Annotated in this window: 20 protein-coding genes; 10 read left to right on the forward strand and 10 right to left on the reverse strand. The window is 64.6% G+C overall.

Translation table 11 applies throughout. The features are described from left to right. Positions 1–36: 36 nt before the first annotated feature. The 6 genes from JQ617_RS16085 to urtA all read right to left on the reverse strand — a co-directional run bounded on the left by JQ617_RS16085 (position 37) and on the right by urtA (position 6,542). Positions 37–867: an urease accessory protein UreD gene (locus JQ617_RS16085; RefSeq protein ID WP_212027156.1), complete on the reverse strand. Its 831-nt coding sequence runs from the start codon at positions 865–867 to the stop codon at positions 37–39. A 33-nt stretch (positions 868–900) separates the two neighbouring features. Continuing rightward, positions 901–1,596 carry an urea ABC transporter ATP-binding subunit UrtE gene (urtE, locus tag JQ617_RS16090; protein WP_063694239.1) on the reverse strand — a complete coding sequence of 232 codons (696 nt, stop codon included), beginning with the start codon at positions 1,594–1,596 and terminating at the stop codon, positions 901–903. Between the two features lie 3 nt (positions 1,597–1,599). Further along, the gene (urtD, locus tag JQ617_RS16095; RefSeq protein WP_212027157.1) at positions 1,600–2,361 is read right to left on the reverse strand and encodes an urea ABC transporter ATP-binding protein UrtD; all 762 of its coding nucleotides are present in this window, start codon (positions 2,359–2,361) and stop codon (positions 1,600–1,602) included. A 6-nt stretch (positions 2,362–2,367) separates the two neighbouring features. After that, entirely contained in the window at positions 2,368–3,534 is a 1,167-nt protein-coding gene (urtC, locus tag JQ617_RS16100; protein WP_145668254.1) for an urea ABC transporter permease subunit UrtC, read from the reverse strand. Continuing rightward, entirely contained in the window at positions 3,531–5,138 is a 1,608-nt protein-coding gene (urtB, locus tag JQ617_RS16105; RefSeq protein WP_212027158.1) for an urea ABC transporter permease subunit UrtB, read from the reverse strand. The genes urtC and urtB overlap by 4 nt, the downstream gene beginning before the upstream one ends. A gap of 81 nt (positions 5,139–5,219) precedes the next feature. Further along, complete coding sequence (gene urtA, locus JQ617_RS16110; RefSeq protein ID WP_212027159.1) at positions 5,220–6,542, reverse strand: urea ABC transporter substrate-binding protein; 1,323 nt, start codon at positions 6,540–6,542, stop codon at positions 5,220–5,222. Positions 6,543–7,049: 507 nt separating this feature from the next. Between urtA and JQ617_RS16115 the strand changes: the two genes are divergently transcribed. The 3 genes from JQ617_RS16115 to JQ617_RS16125 all read left to right on the forward strand — a co-directional run bounded on the left by JQ617_RS16115 (position 7,050) and on the right by JQ617_RS16125 (position 9,416). Then, positions 7,050–8,624, forward strand: a complete 1,575-nt coding sequence (locus tag JQ617_RS16115; RefSeq protein WP_063694243.1) for a DEAD/DEAH box helicase — start codon at positions 7,050–7,052, stop codon at positions 8,622–8,624. 24 nt (positions 8,625–8,648) lie between these two features. Next, positions 8,649–8,936, forward strand: a complete 288-nt coding sequence (infA, locus tag JQ617_RS16120) for a translation initiation factor IF-1 (RefSeq protein ID WP_008131890.1) — start codon at positions 8,649–8,651, stop codon at positions 8,934–8,936. Between the two features lie 267 nt (positions 8,937–9,203). Beyond that, on the forward strand, positions 9,204–9,416 hold the full coding sequence (locus tag JQ617_RS16125) for a cold-shock protein (protein ID WP_007599788.1): 213 nt from the start codon (positions 9,204–9,206) through the stop codon (positions 9,414–9,416). 79 nt (positions 9,417–9,495) lie between these two features. On the opposite strand, the gene JQ617_RS16130 is transcribed toward JQ617_RS16125, so the two are convergent. The 4 genes from JQ617_RS16130 to JQ617_RS16145 all read right to left on the reverse strand — a co-directional run bounded on the left by JQ617_RS16130 (position 9,496) and on the right by JQ617_RS16145 (position 12,376). Beyond that, positions 9,496–10,074, reverse strand: coding sequence for a TadE/TadG family type IV pilus assembly protein (locus JQ617_RS16130; RefSeq protein ID WP_063694244.1), 579 nt, complete (start codon positions 10,072–10,074; stop codon positions 9,496–9,498). A 14-nt stretch (positions 10,075–10,088) separates the two neighbouring features. After that, positions 10,089–10,667, reverse strand: a complete 579-nt coding sequence (locus tag JQ617_RS16135; RefSeq protein ID WP_212027160.1) for a TadE/TadG family type IV pilus assembly protein — start codon at positions 10,665–10,667, stop codon at positions 10,089–10,091. Positions 10,668–10,896: 229 nt separating this feature from the next. Beyond that, positions 10,897–11,394 carry a pilus assembly protein N-terminal domain-containing protein gene (locus tag JQ617_RS16140; RefSeq protein WP_063694246.1) on the reverse strand — a complete coding sequence of 166 codons (498 nt, stop codon included), beginning with the start codon at positions 11,392–11,394 and terminating at the stop codon, positions 10,897–10,899. Positions 11,395–11,548: 154 nt separating this feature from the next. Next, positions 11,549–12,376 (reverse strand): sterol desaturase family protein, encoded by an 828-nt coding sequence (locus JQ617_RS16145; RefSeq protein WP_212027161.1) that lies wholly within the window; start codon positions 12,374–12,376, stop codon positions 11,549–11,551. A 269-nt stretch (positions 12,377–12,645) separates the two neighbouring features. Between JQ617_RS16145 and JQ617_RS16150 the strand changes: the two genes are divergently transcribed. The 7 genes from JQ617_RS16150 (at position 12,646) to JQ617_RS16180 (ending at position 18,128) form a co-directional block, all read left to right on the forward strand. Further along, positions 12,646–12,810 (forward strand): Flp family type IVb pilin, encoded by a 165-nt coding sequence (locus tag JQ617_RS16150; RefSeq protein ID WP_018646598.1) that lies wholly within the window; start codon positions 12,646–12,648, stop codon positions 12,808–12,810. Between the two features lie 70 nt (positions 12,811–12,880). Further along, entirely contained in the window at positions 12,881–13,027 is a 147-nt protein-coding gene (locus tag JQ617_RS16155) for a hypothetical protein (RefSeq protein WP_212027162.1), read from the forward strand. Between the two features lie 121 nt (positions 13,028–13,148). Next, positions 13,149–13,673: an A24 family peptidase gene (locus tag JQ617_RS16160; protein WP_063694248.1), complete on the forward strand. Its 525-nt coding sequence runs from the start codon at positions 13,149–13,151 to the stop codon at positions 13,671–13,673. A gap of 129 nt (positions 13,674–13,802) precedes the next feature. Next, on the forward strand, positions 13,803–14,603 hold the full coding sequence (gene cpaB, locus JQ617_RS16165) for a Flp pilus assembly protein CpaB (RefSeq protein ID WP_063694249.1): 801 nt from the start codon (positions 13,803–13,805) through the stop codon (positions 14,601–14,603). Positions 14,604–14,614: 11 nt separating this feature from the next. Continuing rightward, positions 14,615–16,108 carry a type II and III secretion system protein family protein gene (locus tag JQ617_RS16170; protein WP_212027163.1) on the forward strand — a complete coding sequence of 498 codons (1,494 nt, stop codon included), beginning with the start codon at positions 14,615–14,617 and terminating at the stop codon, positions 16,106–16,108. A gap of 20 nt (positions 16,109–16,128) precedes the next feature. After that, the gene (locus JQ617_RS16175; RefSeq protein WP_212027164.1) at positions 16,129–16,863 is read left to right on the forward strand and encodes a CpaD family pilus assembly protein; all 735 of its coding nucleotides are present in this window, start codon (positions 16,129–16,131) and stop codon (positions 16,861–16,863) included. Next, a complete protein-coding gene (locus JQ617_RS16180; RefSeq protein WP_212027165.1) occupies positions 16,860–18,128 on the forward strand; it encodes a CpaE/TadZ family protein in 1,269 nt (422 codons plus the stop codon). The genes JQ617_RS16175 and JQ617_RS16180 overlap by 4 nt, the downstream gene beginning before the upstream one ends. Positions 18,129–18,144 lie beyond the last annotated feature (16 nt).

The following is an 18,144-nucleotide window of genomic DNA, read 5'->3' on the forward strand; positions in this document are numbered from 1 at the left end:
AAGAATCTCTTCCGTTCATCACGTCAATTCAGCCAGTCAGTTCAGCCAAAGCCGCGGCAGCGCCGCGCCGGTCCGCGCCAGCACGGCCGTCATGTCGGCGCGCAAACGCGCCGCATCTTGGGCACAGAACCGCGCCATTGCAAAGCCATTCCACGCGGAGATTCCGACCTCGCCGGAGAAAGACTCCGATGCCTCGCGAATGCGCTCCACCAGAGCTTCGTCGCCGGGCACGATCAGAGCCGTGCCGATCGCCGCGCCGCCCTTCGTGACAGCCGATCGCGCGAGCTTGGCGCCGATGTTACCATCGAGCCGGACGGTTTCCGCGAACACCAGCTTGCCGCCGCGGCGCAGCCGCCAACGGTCCACGAACTCGCCCTGCTCCATCCGCTCGCCCATGGCGGTGCGGCCGAATACGACAATTTCGCAAAGCAGGAGCGAAGCGGCCTCGTCGAGGTCGATGTCGAAGCGGCGATGGACCCGGGCGCGATCGAACAGGATGGTCTCTTGGGGCAGCCAGGACAGATGCGCGCCCGGACCGGCCGTCAGGGCGATATTGAGCTGCGCCGCCGGCCCCGGCGCGCGATAGACCTTTTCGGCGGCCGCCGTGGTCAGCGTCAGTCGCGCGCTGTCCGCCGCCGATATCTCGATATCGAAGCGATCGCCACCGGCGACACCGCCAGCCGTGTTCACGAACACGCCGGACAGGCCCTGATCTTCCGGCGAGGGAAAGCGGACCCGGAGCGAGCCGGATTCATGCAAGGTCCCGCGCCGCGTCACCCCATCGCGCGCATGCACGTCGAAGCGCACGGCACCGCGAGCACGGTTCGCCTCGAACAGAGTTGACGTGGCTGATAGCTCGCTGCGCATCCGCCTCCCCAGCCGGTTGCGGCAAAATGAGGCTTACAGCGCCATCTGGCGGCTGATCTCGCCGGGATCGAGATTGGAGCGGTCGCAGGTGAACTTCACCGCGCCGCGATCCATCACCGCGAAACTGTCGCCGAGTTCGCAGGCAAAGTCGAGATATTGTTCAACCAGCACGATGGCGATGTTGCCGAGGTTGCGCAGGTAAGAGATGGCGCGGCCGATGTCCTTGATGATCGAGGGCTGGATGCCCTCGGTCGGCTCGTCGAGCAGGAGCAGCTTTGGCCGCATCACCAGCGCACGACCGATCGCGAGCTGCTGCTGCTGGCCGCCGGAGAGGTCGCCGCCGCGCCGGCCGAGCATGGACTGCAGCACCGGAAACAGCGAGAACACGTCGTCCGGAATGTGCCTGTCCTCGCGCTTGAGCGGACCGAAGCCGGTCTTGAGGTTCTCCTCCACCGTCAGCAGCGGAAAGATCTCGCGGCCCTGCGGCACGAAGCCGATGCCCTTGCGGGCGCGCTCGTAGGGCTTGAGGCCCGTGATGTCGCTGCCGTCGAGCACGATCGCGCCCGAGGAGATCGGGTACTGCCCGACCATGGCCCGCAGCAACGATGTCTTGCCGACGCCGTTGCGCCCGAGCACGCAGGTCACCTTGCCCGGCTCGGCCGCGATCGAGACGCCGCGCAGTGCCTGCGCCGCGCCGTAGAACAGGTTGATGTCCTTGACCTCAAGCATCGCTCAGCGTCCCAGATAGACTTCGATGACCCGCTCGTTGGACGAGACCTGGTCGATGGTTCCTTCCGCCAACACCGTGCCTTCATGAAGGCAGGTGACCTTGACGCCGAGCTCGCGCACGAACGTCATGTCGTGCTCGACGACCATCACGGTGTGGGTCTTGTTGATCTCTTTCAGCAGCTCGGCGGTGAGATGAGTCTCGACGTCGGTCATCCCAGCGACGGGTTCGTCGACGAGCAGCAGCTTCGGGTCCTGGGCCAGCAGCATGCCGATTTCCAGCCATTGCTTCTGGCCGTGGCTGAGGCTGCCGGCCAGGCGATTGCGCGCCTCGGTGAGGCGAATCGTCTCCAGCACCTTGTCGATACTTTCGGACTCGGCCTTGCTGCCGCGCCAGAACAGCGTGCCGCGAACCGAATGGTCGACATTGAGCGCCAGCAGCAGATTGTCCTGCACCGTCTGGCTCTCGAACACGGTCGGCTTCTGGAATTTGCGGCCGATGCCGAGCTCGGCGATACGGGTCTCGTCCAGCCGCGTCAGGTCGGTCACGCCGTCGAACAGCACCGTGCCCTCGTCGGGCTTGGTCTTGCCGGTGATGATGTCCATCATCGTGGTCTTGCCGGCGCCGTTCGGGCCGATGATGGCGCGCATCTCGCCGGGCTCGAGCGTCAGCGACAGATTGTTGATGGCGTGGAAGCCGTCGAACGAGACGTGCACGCCGTCCAGGTAGAGCATCGCGGAGGTCGCGCGGGTATCCATGACGTTCATGACCGCTTACTCCGCCATCTTCGGTTGGGTGACGCCGTCTTCGGCCGCAGCACTCGCGGAGGCGGCGGCGCGCTTCTCCTTGGACTGATCCCACCAGGCATTGAAGGTGCCGACGATGCCCTTCGGCAGCAGCAGCGTCACCAGGATGAACAGCGCGCCCAGCATGAACAGCCAGTACGGCGCCAGCATGCCCGAGGTGAAGAACGTCTTGGCATAGTTGACGACGACGGCGCCGAGCGCAGCACCAACCAGCGTGCCGCGGCCGCCGACCGCGACCCAGATCACCGCCTCGATCGAATTGCCGGGCGCAAACTCACTGGGATTGATGATGCCGACCTGCGGCACGTAGAGCGCGCCGGCGACGCCGGCCATGCAGGCCGACACCGTGAACACGAACAGCTTGTAGGATTCGACGCGGTAGCCGAGGAAACGCGTGCGCGATTCCGCGTCACGCACGGCGATCAATACCTTGCCGAGCTTGGAGGAGACGATGGCGCGGCAGATCAGGAAGCCGACAATCAGCGCCAGGCAGCTCAGCGCGAACAACGCGGCCCGCGTCCCCTCCGCCTGCACGTTGAAGCCGAGGATATCCTTGAAGTCGGTCAGGCCGTTGTTGCCGCCAAAACCAAAGTCGTTGCGGAAGAAGGCGAGCAGCAGCGCATAGGTCATCGCCTGCGTGATGATCGACAGGTACACGCCGGTGACGCGGGAGCGGAAGGCGAGCCAGCCGAAGCAGAAGGCGAGCAGGCCGGGCACAACCAGCACCATCAGCGCCGCGAACCAGAACATGTCGAAGCCGTACCAGTACCAGGGCAGCTTCGAATAGTTCAGGAACACCATGAAGTCGGGCAGGATCGGGTTGCCGTAGACACCGCGCGTGCCGATCTGCCGCATCAGATACATGCCCATCGCGTAGCCGCCGAGCGCGAAGAACGCGCCGTGGCCGAGCGAGAGGATGCCGCAATAGCCCCAGATCAGGTCGATCGCGAGCGCCAGGATGGCGTAGCACACATACTTGCCCCAGAGCGCGACCAGATAGGTTGGCACCTGCAGGAACGAGCCCGCGGGCAGCAGCAGGTTGGACAGCGGGATCAGCACGCCGATCGCGGCGACGACCAACAGGAAGATTGTCGCGCCGCGGTCCAGCGATCGCGTCAGCATGTGAGGGGTCATGCTTCCACCGCACGGCCCTTGAGCGCGAACAGGCCGCGCGGCCGCTTTTGAATGAACAGGATGATGAGGACGAGGATCGCGATCTTGCCGAGCACGGCGCCGGCGACCGGTTCCAGGAACTTGTTGGCGATGCCGAGCGTGAAGGCGCCGACCAGCGTGCCCCAGAGATTACCGACCCCGCCGAACACCACGACCATGAAGCTGTCGATGATGTAGCTCTGGCCGAGATTGGGGCTGACATTGTCGATCTGCGACAGCGCCACGCCGGCGATGCCCGCGATGCCCGAGCCGAGGCCGAAGGTCAGCGCGTCGACGCGCGAGGTGGCGATGCCCATCGAGGCCGCCATGCGGCGGTTCTGCGTCACGGCACGCATCTCGAGACCGAGCGCGGTGTAACGCAGCATCGCAAGCAGGATTGCGAACACGGCGAGCGTGAAGACGAGGATCCAGAGCCGGTTATAGGTGATGGTGATCTGACCGAGCTCGAACGCGCCGCTCATCCAGGAGGGGTTGCCGACCTCGCGGTTGGTCGGACCGAACATGGTGCGCACCGCCTGCTGCAGCACCAGCGACAGGCCCCAGGTCGCCAGCAGCGTCTCCAGCGGGCGGCCATAGAGGAAGCGGATGATACTGCGCTCGATCAGCACGCCGATCGCGCCGGCGACGAGGAAGGCGAGCGGCACGGCGATCAGCAGCGAATAGTCGAACAGAGCAGGATAGCGGGTGCGGATCACCTCCTGCACCACGAAGGTGGTGTAGGCGCCGATCATCACCATCTCGCCATGGGCCATGTTGATGACGCCCATCACGCCGAAGGTGATGGCGAGCCCGATCGCGGCGAGCAGCAGCACCGAGCCGAGCGAGAGGCCGTACCAGGCGTTCTGCACCGTGGACCAGACCGCGAGCGACGACTGGATCGAGCTGATTGCACTGGCTGCGGCCTTGGTCACCGAGGCCGGCTGGTCACCCATGCCGGTGAGCAGCGCCATCGCTTCCTGGTCGCCGCGCGCCCTGAGGGTGGCGACGGCCTCGAGCTTCTCGACCTCCGTGGCATCGGACTTGAACAGCAGGATCGCGGCGCGGGCCTCGCCGAGCGCCGTCTTGACCGACTTGTTGGTTTCCTTGGCGAGCGCGGCGTCGACCGGCTCGAGCGCGGTCTCCTCGTGCGACTTGAACACGGATTGCGCGGCCTGCAGGCGCGTTCCGACGTCCGGCGACTGCAGCGTGAGGCTGCCGAGCGCGGCATCGACGCTGCGGCGCAGACGGTTGTTGAGGCGGACCGCACTCGCACTGTCGGGAACGCTGGCGATGGCCTCGCCGGTCGCGGCATCGATCGACTTGCCGTCGGCACCGGTGACGTAAACCTTCTTGCTGTCGGAATCGGCCATGAGGCGGCCGTCCTGGAGCGCGCTGATGATCGGGAAGGCCAGCTTGTTGCCGCTGCTTGCGACCGCGGCGATCGCCTCTTCCGTGTCGGAAAAATCATCGTTGGCGAATTTGGCGACCGCATCCTCGAACGGGCCGGCGAAGGCCGGCAGTGCGAACGCGATCAGGAATAGCGAAAGAACGAACGTGCAGAGACGAGCGGAAAGATTGGTTGGCACTGTGGATCACCCCGGCAGAAGTGGGGAGAAGGCGGCGGAATAGCCGTCTTCTCCCATCGTGCGATCAATTTCAGATCCGGATCAGGAGCCGGAGCCGAGGCACTTGTTGGTCTTGGTGTTGAAGTTGCCGCACTTCTTGCCGACCCAGTCGCCGATCAGGTCCTTGGAGCCGTCGAGCTCCTTCGACCAGGCATCGCCCGCGACGAGGCTCGGGGTCTTCCACACCACGTCGAACTGGCCGTTGCCCTTGATCTCGCCGATGAACACCGGCTTGGTGATGTGGTGGTTCGGCAGCATCTTCGAGATGCCGCCGGTCAGGTTCGGCGCCTCGATGCCGGGAAGCGCGTCGATCACCTTGTCCGGATCGGTCGACTTCACCTTCTCGACGGCCTTCACCCACATGTTGAAGCCGATCACGTGCGCTTCCATGGGGTCGTTGGTCACGCGCTTCGGGTTCTTGGTGTAGGTCTGCCAGTCCTTGATGAACTTCTCGTTCGCCGGGTTCTTGATCGACTCGAAGTAGTTCCAGGCGGCGAGATGGCCGACCAGCGGCTTGGTGTCGATGCCGGCGAGCTCTTCCTCACCCACCGAGAACGCGACGACCGGGATGTCCTTGGCCTTGATGCCCTGGTTTCCGAGCTCCTTGTAGAAGGGAACGTTGGCGTCGCCGTTGATGGTCGAGACCACCGCGGTCTTCTTGCCGGCCGAGCCGAACTTCTTGATGTCGGCCACGATCGTCTGCCAATCGGAGTGACCGAACGGCGTGTAGTTGATCATGATGTCTTCCTGGGCGACACCCTTCGACTTCAGATAGGCTTCCAGGATCTTGTTGGTGGTGCGGGGATAGACGTAGTCGGTGCCCGCGAGCACCCAGCGCTTCACCTTCTCTTCCTTCATCAGGTAGTCGACGGCGGGGATCGCCTGCTGGTTCGGCGCCGCACCCGTGTAGAACACGTTACGCTCGGATTCCTCGCCCTCGTACTGCACGGGGTAGAACAGGATGCTGTTCAGCTCCTTGAACACCGGCAGCACCGACTTGCGCGACACCGAGGTCCAGCAGCCGAACACGACAGAGACCTTGTCCTTGGTGATCAGCTCGCGCGCCTTTTCGGCGAACAGCGGCCAGTTCGAGGCGGGGTCGACGACGACGGCCTCGAGCTTCTTGCCGTTCACGCCGCCTTTCTTGTTCTGCTCGTCGATCAGGAAGAGGATGGTGTCCTTCAGCGTGGTTTCGCTGATGGCCATGGTGCCGGAGAGGGAGTGGAGCACGCCGACCTTGATGGTGTCGTCAGCGGCCTTGGCACCGGAAATGGAAGCCAGACCGAGCATCAGGCCGGCGGTCGCGGCGAGCACGCCGCGGCGGCTAAATGACGCCGCTATATCGTGAATGGATTTGGTAGGCATGGATGTATCATCTCCCTGACGCAGACGTGAAAAGACGCTGCGAAACGGCCCCACGGCCGCCTGCGATTAACGGAATCGCAAGAACCGTGCCATGCCTTGGGCACGTGCCAACTCATTGGTCAGGCTAGACAATTTTGTCGCAATCCAAGTTTCGCCGCAGTTAGACTGCTCAAATATTGGGCGAATAAAATGTATGCCAATGCGGCAGTCAGTTTATTTTTTGAGCAAAATGGTGCCTCTGTCTAAAATTCCGGCATAACTATTTCTGCACCGCAACCGCGGTTTCGGGCCAAGTTGCCTTGAAAGCGCCCGCTCAATGTTCCATATGAACGGTCGAGACCTCTTGCGAATCAAGGGGTCGTAGCGAGCCGCGTGTTCTTAAGCCCTCTCGGGCCTCTGGCTTGCCCCATCAGCTCCCAAGCCATCCGACACCCCAAACACGCAGGTGTCTTCTCGACACCCTTTTGCGTACGCCGCGCTGAATGCGCCGGGCGTTGCGCTTTTGACATGGAAAGAACCCATCTTTTGACTTCGTTTCAGGACTTCGGCCTCGCCGAACCGATCGCACGTGCTCTCGCCGAAGAGAATTACGTCACCCCCACCCCGATCCAAGCCCAGACCATCCCCACGGCGCTGACCGGCCGCGACGTCGTCGGCATCGCCCAGACCGGCACCGGCAAGACCGCGTCCTTCGCGCTGCCGATCCTGCACCGCCTGCTCGAGAACCGCATCAAGCCGCAGCCCAAGACCGCCCGCGTACTGGTGCTGTCGCCGACCCGCGAGCTGTCCGGGCAGATCCTCGACAGCTTCAATGCCTATGGCCGCCACATCCGCCTGTCCTCGACGCTGGCCATCGGCGGCGTGCCGATGGGCCGCCAGGTTCGCGCCCTGATGCAGGGCGTGGACGTGCTCGTCGCCACCCCCGGCCGCCTGCTCGACCTCGTGCAGAGCAACGGTCTGAAGCTCTCGAGCGTCGAGTTCCTCGTGCTCGACGAGGCCGACCGCATGCTCGACATGGGCTTCATCAACGACATCCGCAAAATCGTCGCGAAACTCCCGATCAAGCGGCAGACGCTGTTCTTCTCGGCCACCATGCCGAAGGACATCGCCGAGCTCGCCGATTCCATGCTGCGCGACCCCGCCCGCGTCGCGGTGACCCCGGTCTCCTCGACCGCCGAGCGGATCAACCAGCGCATCATCCAGGTCGATTTCACGGCCAAGCCCGGCTTCCTGACCAAGCTCCTGAAGGACGAACCGATCAACCGCGCACTGGTGTTCACCCGCACCAAGCACGGCGCCGACAAGGTCGTGAAGACGCTCGAAAAGGCGGGCATCCCCGCCAGCGCCATCCACGGCAACAAGTCGCAGAACCATCGCGAGCGCACACTGGCCCAGTTCCGCTCGGGTGAAATCCGCACCTTGGTCGCCACCGACATTGCCGCCCGCGGCATCGACGTCGACGGCATCACCCATGTCATCAATTTCGACCTGCCCAACGTCCCCGAGACCTACGTCCACCGCATCGGCCGCACTGCGCGCGCCGGCGCCGACGGCACCGCGATCTCGCTGGTCGCCGGTGGCGAGGAACTCGCCTATCTCCGCGACATCGAGCGGCTGATCCGCGTGGCGCTGCCGCGTGAGGACCACCGCACCGACGCCGGCCGCCGCGATGCGGGTCCTCCGCCGCAGCAGCAGCGGCAGGGCCGGCCGGGCGGCCGCCCGGGCCAGCGTCCGCAGGGCGCACGGCATGGTGACGGGCGGCGTGGCGACGACAGGCATGCCGACGGGCGCCACCACAGCGCCGGCAGGAACGGCGACGGACGGCCCGGCGAGGGACGCCATGAAGGACGTCATGCCGATGGCAGACCTGTTGATGGCAGGCCCGGTGAAGCCCACAAGGCCTCCAAGGGGTCTCGCCGCCGCCGCGGTTCCGGTGGTAAGATGAATTCCTCACCAGCCGATCGGTCGGAACAGCGTCCCGCGCATAGCGCCGGCAAGCCTGATGGAATACAAGGCGTTGCCTTTTTGCGTCGCGAGAGTCGCCCCAACGGCCGACCGAACCGCAATCCTCATTCGCACTAGCCGTCCACGACTGGAGACAACCACATGGCTAAGGAAGAGCTGATCCAGTTCGAAGGACTGGTCACCGAAATCCTCCCCGACGCCCGCTACCGCGTGCAGCTCGACGCCGGACACGAGATCGTCGCCTACACCGCCGGCAAGATGAAGAAGAACCGCATCAAGACGCTCGCGGGCGACCGCGTGACGGTGGAGATGTCGCCTTACGATCTGGAGAAGGGCCGGCTGATTTTCCGCCACAAGGACGAACGTCCGAGCGGCGTTGGCGGACCGCCGCGTCCCGGACAGCGCGGCGGCCAGTTCCGTCGCCGCTGATCACTTCGCGCACGCGAGTGCAGAGGTAAAATTCCGACCTGTATGCTGATCCGCCATGGACGCCATGGCGGATCAAAAAATCGTGCACGTCCCGATTGTTTTGAGACCCCGTTTCCAATAAAATGAACTAATCGATTTTCGGCCGGACGACATTGGCATCCACCGGTACAGCCGGTTCAGACACGCTGACGACCCTTCCAGAAACTCGATCTAACCTGCCTGCGAAAGTGGGCTTCGATACTGCATATCTGAGAAGGAACTACCCCCGTGAGCATGGGAACCGTGAAGTGGTTTAACGCGACCAAGGGCTTCGGCTTCATTCAGCCCGACGATGGCGGCCAGGACGTCTTCGTGCACATCAGCGCCGTCGAGCGCGCCGGTCTCGGCACGCTGCGCGAAGGCCAGAAGATCTCCTACGAGATCGTCGCTGACCGTCGTTCCGGCAAGTCGGCCGCCGACAACCTTCGTTCCGCCGGCTGAGCCAGCGGACGTCGAAGCGACAACGGAAAAGGCCGTGCGCATGCACGGCCTTTTTTCATGCTCGAACGATGCCGCGCGCTCAGTAGGTCGTGCAGGAGGTATCCGGGCTGTAATAGACGCAGGTCGACTGCCGCGGCCTTGTATAGGCGACGTCGCTCAGCGTGATCGCGCTCTTGAGCGCGTAGCCCACCGACGGCGTGTAGGTGTAGCTGACCTCGCTGAAGATCAGATAGGTGCCGCCGACCGCCAGCGTCGTGGGAATTGTGACCGCCGACTTCTGCGTCCGCGGCACCGATCCCTTGCTCCACTGCACATGCGCCTGCAACGTCGATGGATCGACATAGAGCTCGGTGATCGTCGCCGAGACCGGCGAGGTGGCATAGGGCGTCATGATGCCGGTCGAGGCAGCGAAGAAGTTGGTCATGTCGGTATCGCTCACCGACGTCGACTGCGAGGTGAGGTCCGACAGCGTCCGCGCCATCAGCGTCACCTTGCGATCGATCGCCACCGCCGACGAGAACTCCACCGTCCCGAAGAACATCACCAGCATCAGCGGCACGACGACGGCAAATTCGGTCGCCGCCAGACCGCGGCCGTCGGCAAGGAATTCATACGCGGACAGACGCATCGCCCGCCGGATCTTCGCAATCGCCTGCATCGCTCCACCGATCTCTAATAGGGCTCGTTCTTGAATGCGGCCGTGGCCACCAGGAGCCGCTTGCTGCCGGTGAGATTGGCGATGTTGTAGCCGAGCCCGGTCACGAACAGCGGCCACTGGTAGAACAGCCGCACCACCACGATGTCGCCGGCGCTGCCCGGGCTGTAGCTCACGGTCGTGTCGAAATTTCCGGAGCCGTCGATGTGGCTCGACAGCGTCACCGCGGAGAAGGTCGAGTAGCTCGTGACGTCGACATAGAGCTTGCTGCAATCGAACAGGGCCGGGATCTGGCTGCAGACGTAGGTCTTGAAGGTGGTTTGGGTACAGGGCGTGCTGACACCGGACACCGCGCAGGCGGTCACCGAACCCGACTGCGCCTGCCCGGTCAGCACCACGCGCGCCGAGTTCTGCGTGATGGTCTCGAGCACCTGGCTCGCGAAGAACATCAGCGCCGTCTCGATGATGGCGAACAGCAGTGCGAAGAAGATCGGCGCGACCAGCGCGAACTCGACGGCCGCAGAGCCGCGGCGGTTGCCGCGAAACCGGCGCAGCGCAGTTCGCAGCGTGAGCCTTACAGGTGCAGGCGATGGCATCGCGTCAAATTCCCCAGCAACGGCAATTTATTGGCTCAAAACTAGCTAAAACTGATTGTTTAAGTGTTGCAGGCCGGCCGCAGGCGCGCCGTTAACGGATCGTTAACCGGAGACGATCGGACGTGCAGGAGAAGGGCGCAGCAAGTGCAAATGCCCGGACCGGATCACAGGATCCGCCCGGGCACCCCCGTTGATCTGACTTGCCAGCAGGTCTTGCCAGCTGGTCTTGCTAGTTGGTTTTGGCGCCCGCGCCGGCGTTGCCGCTGGCATTGCTGCTCAGCGAACCGGCCTGGCTCATCGTGGTGTTGAAATAGGCGTCGCTGTCGCCAAGCGTCACGCGACGCTGGCAAATCGGCACGCAGCTGTAGGACTCGCGCTCGACCCCGCGATAGACGGTGACGAGGCGGTCGCTCGGACCCTCGACCTGGATCTGGCGATCGACCAGGATCTCGCCGGCGCGGTCGAGTGCGATGAAATTGGTGGCGCCGTAGCCCTTCCCGGTCACGACGATCATGCCGCCGGGCTGCAGCGTGACGTCGGCGATCAGCGGATTGCCGACCACGATGGTCGCCACCTTGCCGGGCAGCCGGACCAGCTTGGCCTGGTCGACGTTGACCGCGATCATTTCGGCGGTGGATTCGGCGAGGCCGGCAGCCGGCGACGACAGCACCGCGGCCGCAACCAGAAGACAGACGCGCGCATGGCGGCGCAGCAATTGTTTACGCATACTCTTACCCCCGGGACGTCACAAACCGGCAGAAGCGATCAGATAACAGCGGAGCCGGTGCCCGACCCCGCTAACCTGCCTTCAATTCGTGAACGTTCCGCAAATTCGCCTTCTATTGTTTGAACGGACCGCCGATTTGCCGCCCTGGCCGGCCTTAGCGGCGGAACGGATAGGCAAGCTGCCCTCCGATCTCCTTCGGCATGGTCGCTTCGTCCTTGCCGTAATCCTGCGGAAGCTTCCCCTCCGGCATGCGGAAGGTGCCGAACAGCATGTCCCAGACCGGGAACGTCCCGGCGAAATTGGTGTCGCCGCCCTCTTCGAGCGGGGTGTGGTGCCAGCGATGGAAGACCGGCGTCGCCAGCACGTATTTGAACGGCCCGAAGGTCCAGTTCAAATTGGCGTGCACGAAGGCCGAATGGAAGGTCGTGAACGGGGACAGCCAGATCATGACATTCGGGGAGATGCCGGCCATCAGCAACACGACGTCGACCCCGATCGTGCCGAGCACGAGATTGACCGGATGGAAGCGGGCCGCCGAAATCCAGCTGATCTCCTCGGAGGAGTGATGGATCGCGTGGTACTTCCAGAACTCGCCACCGTGAAACAGCCGGTGCAGCCAGTACAGCATGAAATCGGACAGCACCAGGAATAGCGCGGCCTGCACCCAGAGCGGCAATTGCGCCAGCGGACCATGGCCGTTGTCGTAGAAGGCGATGAGACCGTCGGCATCATGGATGTTGAAGAAGGCACTCGCCCCGACGATCAGGAGCCCGATCCGCATGGTCCGGGCGAATACGGGAACGAAGAACCAGTAGCAGATGTCGGTGACGATCTCCCGCTTGCGCCACCACGGCGCGCCGGGATTGCAGGCCCAGAAATGCTCGAGCACCGTGAACACCATCGCGAGCACGAAGGTGACCGGGACCACTTTCGCGATAGTCTCGCCGAGCATCAGGGCGACTTGCATGGGCAGGCTCGACATCGTCGCCTCTTTTCCGGATTGCGGGTCCCCTTACGCCTACTCCGCGAAATTTAAGGGAGGGTGAAGTCAAGGCGCGCACTTGCGGCACGTCCGGAACCGAGGCGAAATTCGATAGGCGCCTTAAGGTGAAATTCACTCTGGGCAAAAGCATCGCGCGGAAGGCGCCTTTGCGCGATCGAATTAACTCTACCGAAAGAGCTCGGCTCTCATCTTCGGCGCGTCAAAGACAGCGCCGAACGAGGCGATCCAACCCCAGATGGAGTTTGTTCATGAAGAACTTGATTGCACGTTTCGCCAAGGATGAATCCGGCGCTACCGCCATCGAATACGGCCTGATCGCCGCCGGCATCGCGCTGGCCATCATCACCGTCGTCAACAACCTCGGCAGCACGCTGAACACCAAGTTCGGCTCGATCAGCTCGTCGCTGAAGTAAGCGACCGACAAACGACGGCAAAAGCCCCGGTCCGCCGGGGCCTTTGTTTTTCTGAGCACGGCGAGTTCCAGTGGCGTTGCGAAAGTACAGGACCGATGCCGCGGTTGCGGCGAGCGAAGCGGAGACGGCGCAAGCCGGCTCGCCGGCCTACTGGGTATGCCTCGCGCTGCTGCTGGCGACGGTCGCGCTCGCCGCGCGTATCGCCACCCTGTGGTGAGCCCGCCGCTCCAGGCAGCGCCTGTTAAGGCCCCTGCCCTGTTGTCGGTTTATTTAGCACTGCCGGCTAGCCTCGGGGCGACGCCAGATCCCGCGACAACCCAGGCCTCAAGACGCAGCCCATGATCCTCGACCTCGCGCGCCTCATGCTCTTCCCGGCCCTGATGGCGTTCGCCGCCGCAAGCGATCTGTTCACGATGACCATCTCGAACCGTGTGTCGCTGGCGCTGGTCGCGGGCTTCTTCGTGCTTGCCTTCGCCGGTGGCATGGCACCTTACGAGATGCTGACCCATGTCGGCGCCGGCGCGCTTCTGCTGGCCGTGGCTTTCACCTGCTTTGCGATGGGCTGGATGGGCGGCGGTGACGCCAAGGTCGCAGCCTCCGTCGCGCTGTGGTTCGGCTTCGCTCATCTGATGAACTTCCTGCTCTACGCCTCGCTGTTCGGCGGTGCGCTGACGCTGCTCCTGCTACAGTTCCGGCAATGGCCGCTGCCCTATGGCCTTGCGGGCCAGGCCTGGCTCGCGCGGCTGCACGACAAGGAGAGCGGCATTCCCTACGGCATCGCGCTCACGCTTGGCGCGCTGATGGTCTATCCGGAGACCGATTGGGTGAAGGCGATCGACCTCGCTCACCTCGCACTGCGCTGAACGCCCACGGGTAAACCCGGCGTTAAGGCGATTTAGATACGCCTCATTAACCATGCTTTGACGAATAGCTGGTCAACTGCCGATTACGGCGGCGGCAGCGTCGCGGCGTTTTGTTGGAAAGTGAAGCGTATGAATAGGGCACGCATTGTCGTCCTGACCGTCGCCATCTGCGCCGGCGGCGTCGCCGCGTACCTGGCGAGCGGCTCGGACAATTCTGCGCCGCCCCCAGCGGCTCCGGTCGCGCAGCTTCCCACCGTCGACGTGCTGGTGGCCAAGAACGACATCGGCCTCGGCCAGACCGTCAAGCCGGAAGACGTGCAGTGGCAGACCTGGCCGGCTGCGACCGCCAGCGCCACCTTCATCCGCCGCAACGAACGGCCGGAGGGCGCGACCCAGGTGACGGGCTCGATCGCGCGCGCTCCCTTCATCCAGGGTGAACCGATCCGCGACCAGAAGCTGGTCAAGCCCGAGGGCTCGGGCTTCATGGCGGCGATCCTGCCCACCGGCATGCGCGCGATCTCGACCGAGATCTCGCCGGAGACCGGCGCGGGCGGCTTCATCCTGCCCAACGATCGCGTCGACGTCCTTCTGACCCGCCGCCTCAAGAATCCGGACCAGAGCAGCGGCGCTCCCGATATCGTCACCTCCGAGATCATCCTGGCCAACATCCGCGTCCTCGCCATCGACCAGGCGCCGAAGGAGAAGGACGGCCAGAACGCGGTGGTCGGCAAGACCGTCACCCTCGAGCTCAATCCCGCGCAGACCGCGACGCTGTCCGCGGCGCGCCAGAGCGGCACGCTGTCGCTCGCGCTGCGCAGCATCGTCGACGTCAAGATGAGCGAGATCACGCTCGATGACTCCGCACAGAAGCGCGATGGCGTTTCGATCATCCGCTACGGAATTCCGAGCTCGACGGCAAAGGCACGATGAGGTCAGTCGATATGAAATGCAGGGCAGATTTGACGACGATGCGAACCTCCTTGGTCCGCGCCCTGTCGTTCTCGGCCGCCGTCGCGCTGGTGCTCAACCCGGCGCTGACCCCCGTGCTCGCCGCCGACTACCGTCCGGTGGCGGGAGCGCCGGCACCGGTGCCGGTTGCAGCCGACGGCCAGATGAACGCGCGCTTCCTCTCGCTCGGCGTCGGCAAGTCGATCGTGATCGACCTGCCGCGCGACATCAAGGATGTGCTGGTCGCCGACCCCAAGATCGCCAACGCGGTGGTGCGCTCGGCGCAGCGCGCCTACATCATCGGCGCGACGGTCGGACAGACCAACATCGTGTTCTTCGATTCCGCCGGCCAGCAGATCGCGGCCTATGACATCGCGGTCAAGCGCGACCTCAACGGCGTGCGCGCCGCGCTGAAGCAGATCCTGCCCGGCTCCGACATCCAGATCGACGGGCTCGGCGAGAGCATCGTGCTGTCCGGCACCGCGGCGAACCCGATGGAGGCGCAGCAGGCCCACGAGCTCGCCGCGCGCCTCGCCGGCGGCGCCGACAAGGTCGTGAACTCGATCGTGGTCCGCGGCCGCGACCAGGTCATGCTCAAGGTGACGGTGGCCGAGGTCCAGCGCACCATCGTCAAGCAGCTCGGCATCGACCTCTCCGCCAACCTGAACTACGGCACCTCGGTGGTGAGCTTCACCAACTCGAACCCGTTCACGGCGCTCGGCCGCAACCTCGTCGACGGCAACAACCTGACCACCAAGTTCGGCGCCACGCCCTCGGTGCAGGCCACCCTGCGCGCGATGGAAACCGCGGGCGTGATCCGCACCCTGGCGGAGCCGAACCTGACCGCGATCTCCGGGGAATCGGCGACCTTCATCGCCGGCGGCGAATTCCCGGTGCCCGCAGGCTATTCGTGCGATCCCACCACGCATGTCTGTACCACCCAGATCAGCTTCAAGAAGTTCGGCATCTCGCTCAACTTCACCCCGATCGTTCTGACCGAGGGCAAGATCAGCCTGCGGGTGATGACCGAGGTCTCGGAGCTCTCGAACGAAAATGCGATCACGCTGTCGCAGGCCGTGACCTCGACCTCGGTGAACTCGCTGACGGTGCCCTCGATCCGGACCCGCCGCGCCGAGACCTCGCTGGAAATTCCCTCCGGCGGCGCGATGGCGATGGCCGGCCTGATCCAGCAGCAGACCAAGCAGGCCGTGAGCGGATTGCCGGGGCTGATGCAGCTCCCGATCCTCGGCACGCTGTTCCGCAGCCGCGACTTCGTCAACAACGCGACCGAGCTCGTCGTGATCGTGACGCCCTATGTGGTTCGCGCGACGACGCCAAAGGACCTGTCGCGTCCGGATGACGGCTTCTCCGCGCCTGCGGACCCGCAGGCCGAGCTGATCGGCAACATCAACCGCATCTACGGCGTGCCTGGCCGGACCGAACCAGGCCGGAATTACCGCGGCACCTACGGCTTCATCACCGACTGAGGCGGAACGGGGACTTCACGATGATCACAAGACCACCCCAGCTTCGCAAACGCGCCATCGGCTTCGGTGGCGCGCTCGTCGGTATCGCGCTTGCGCTCGGCGGCTGCCAGCACGACGAGATTGCGACCGCCTCCATTCCCGACGACTACAAGCAGCGTCATCCGATCGCGATCGAGGAGCAGAACCGCTCGATCGTGGTCTTCGTTGGCCACGCCCGCGGCGGCTTGACCGCCGCCCAGCGCGCCGACGTGATGGGCGTGGCGTCGACCTGGCTGCGCGAAGGCACCGGCGCCATCCATATCGACGTGCCGGCCGGCACGCCGAATGCGCGCCCGGCGGCGGAATCGATGCGCGAGATCCAGGCGATGCTGAGTGCTGCGGGCGTTCCGCCGCGCGGCATCATCACCCGCCCCTACCAGCCGGAAGACAAGCGCTTCCTGCCGCCGATCCGGCTGACCTATTCCAAGATCGCCGCGGTCGCCGGTCCCTGCGGCCTGTGGCCGGAGGACATCGGACCCTCGATGAAGAACAAGAGCTGGTTCGAAAACAAGGACTATTACAATTACGGCTGCGCCTATCAGCGCAACCTCGCGGCCATGGTCGACAACCCGTCGGACCTCGAGCAGCCGCGGTCCGAGACGCCGTCCTACACGACACGGCGCACCGCCTTCTTCGAGAAGTATCGCAAGGGATTGCCAACGGCGGTCCCCTATCCTGAAGCCGAAAAGGCCAAACTCAGCGACACCGGCAAATGATCAACTACGCTCGCCAGTCCCAAGAAGAGCAGCCGGAAGCAGCGCCTCCGCCGGTCGAGGAGCATATTGCTCCCGCGCCGCGCGTGTCGGTCCAGGCTTTCTGCGAGACCGTGGAGACCGCTGCCGCGGTGCAGTCGGCCGGCGAGGATCGCCGGCTCGGCAAGGCTCACCTGAAGATCCAGATGGGCGGCATGGCGGCCGCGATCGAAGCCTACCGCTCGGCCCCGACGCCGAACGTGATCGTGCTCGAGAGCGACGGCCGCAACGACCTCCTGGGCGGGCTCGACCACCTCGCCACCGTCTGCGACGCCGGCACCCGCGTGGTGGTGATCGGCCGCATCAACGACGTCACGCTCTATCGCGAGCTGGTGCGCCGCGGCGTCAGCGACTACGTGCTCGCGCCGGTCGGCGCGATCGACGTCGTGCGCTCGATCTGCAACCTGTTCTCCGCGCCGGAAGCCAAGGCGGTCGGCCGCATCATCGCCGTGGTCGGCGCCAAGGGTGGCGTCGGCGCGTCCACCATCTCCCACAACGTCGCCTGGGCGATCGCGCGCGACCTCGCGATGGACGCGGTGGTCGCCGACCTCGACCTCGCCTTCGGCACCGCCGGGCTCGACTACAACCAGGACCCGCCGCAGGGCATCGCCGACGCCGTGTTCTCGCCCGATCGCGTCGATACCGCCTTCATCGACCGCCTGCTGTCGAAATGCACCGACCATCTGAGCCTGCTGGCGGCCCCCGCCACGCTCGACCGGGTCTATGATTTCGGCACCGACGCCTTCGATTCCGTGTTCGACACGCTCCGCGCCACCATGCCTTGCATCGTGCTCGACATCCCGCATCAATGGTCGGGCTGGACCAAGCGCGCCCTGATCGGCGCCGACGACATCCTGATCGTGGCGGCGCCCGACCTTGCCAATTTGCGCAACACCAAGAACCTGTTCGACCTGCTCAAGGCCTCGCGCCCGAACGACCGGCCGCCGCTGTACTGCCTGAACCAGGTCGGCGTGCCGAAACGGCCCGAAATCGCCGCCGCCGAGTTCGCCAAGGCGATCGAGAGCCAGCCGGTCGTCTCGATCCCGTTCGAACCGCAGATCTTCGGCTCGGCCGCCAACAACGGCCAGATGATCGCGGAGATCTCGGCCAACCACAAGTCGATCGAGATGTTCCTCCAGATCGCCCAGCGCCTGACCGGCCGCAGCGAAACGAAGAAACAAAAGTCGTCCTTGCTTTCACCCCTGATTGAGAAGTTGCGGGGAAAATAAGCCGCCGCATGGAGTC

Source organism: Bradyrhizobium sp. KB893862 SZCCT0404 (assembly GCF_018130885.1).
In the GTDB taxonomy this organism is placed as follows: domain Bacteria; phylum Pseudomonadota; class Alphaproteobacteria; order Rhizobiales; family Xanthobacteraceae; genus Bradyrhizobium; species Bradyrhizobium stylosanthis.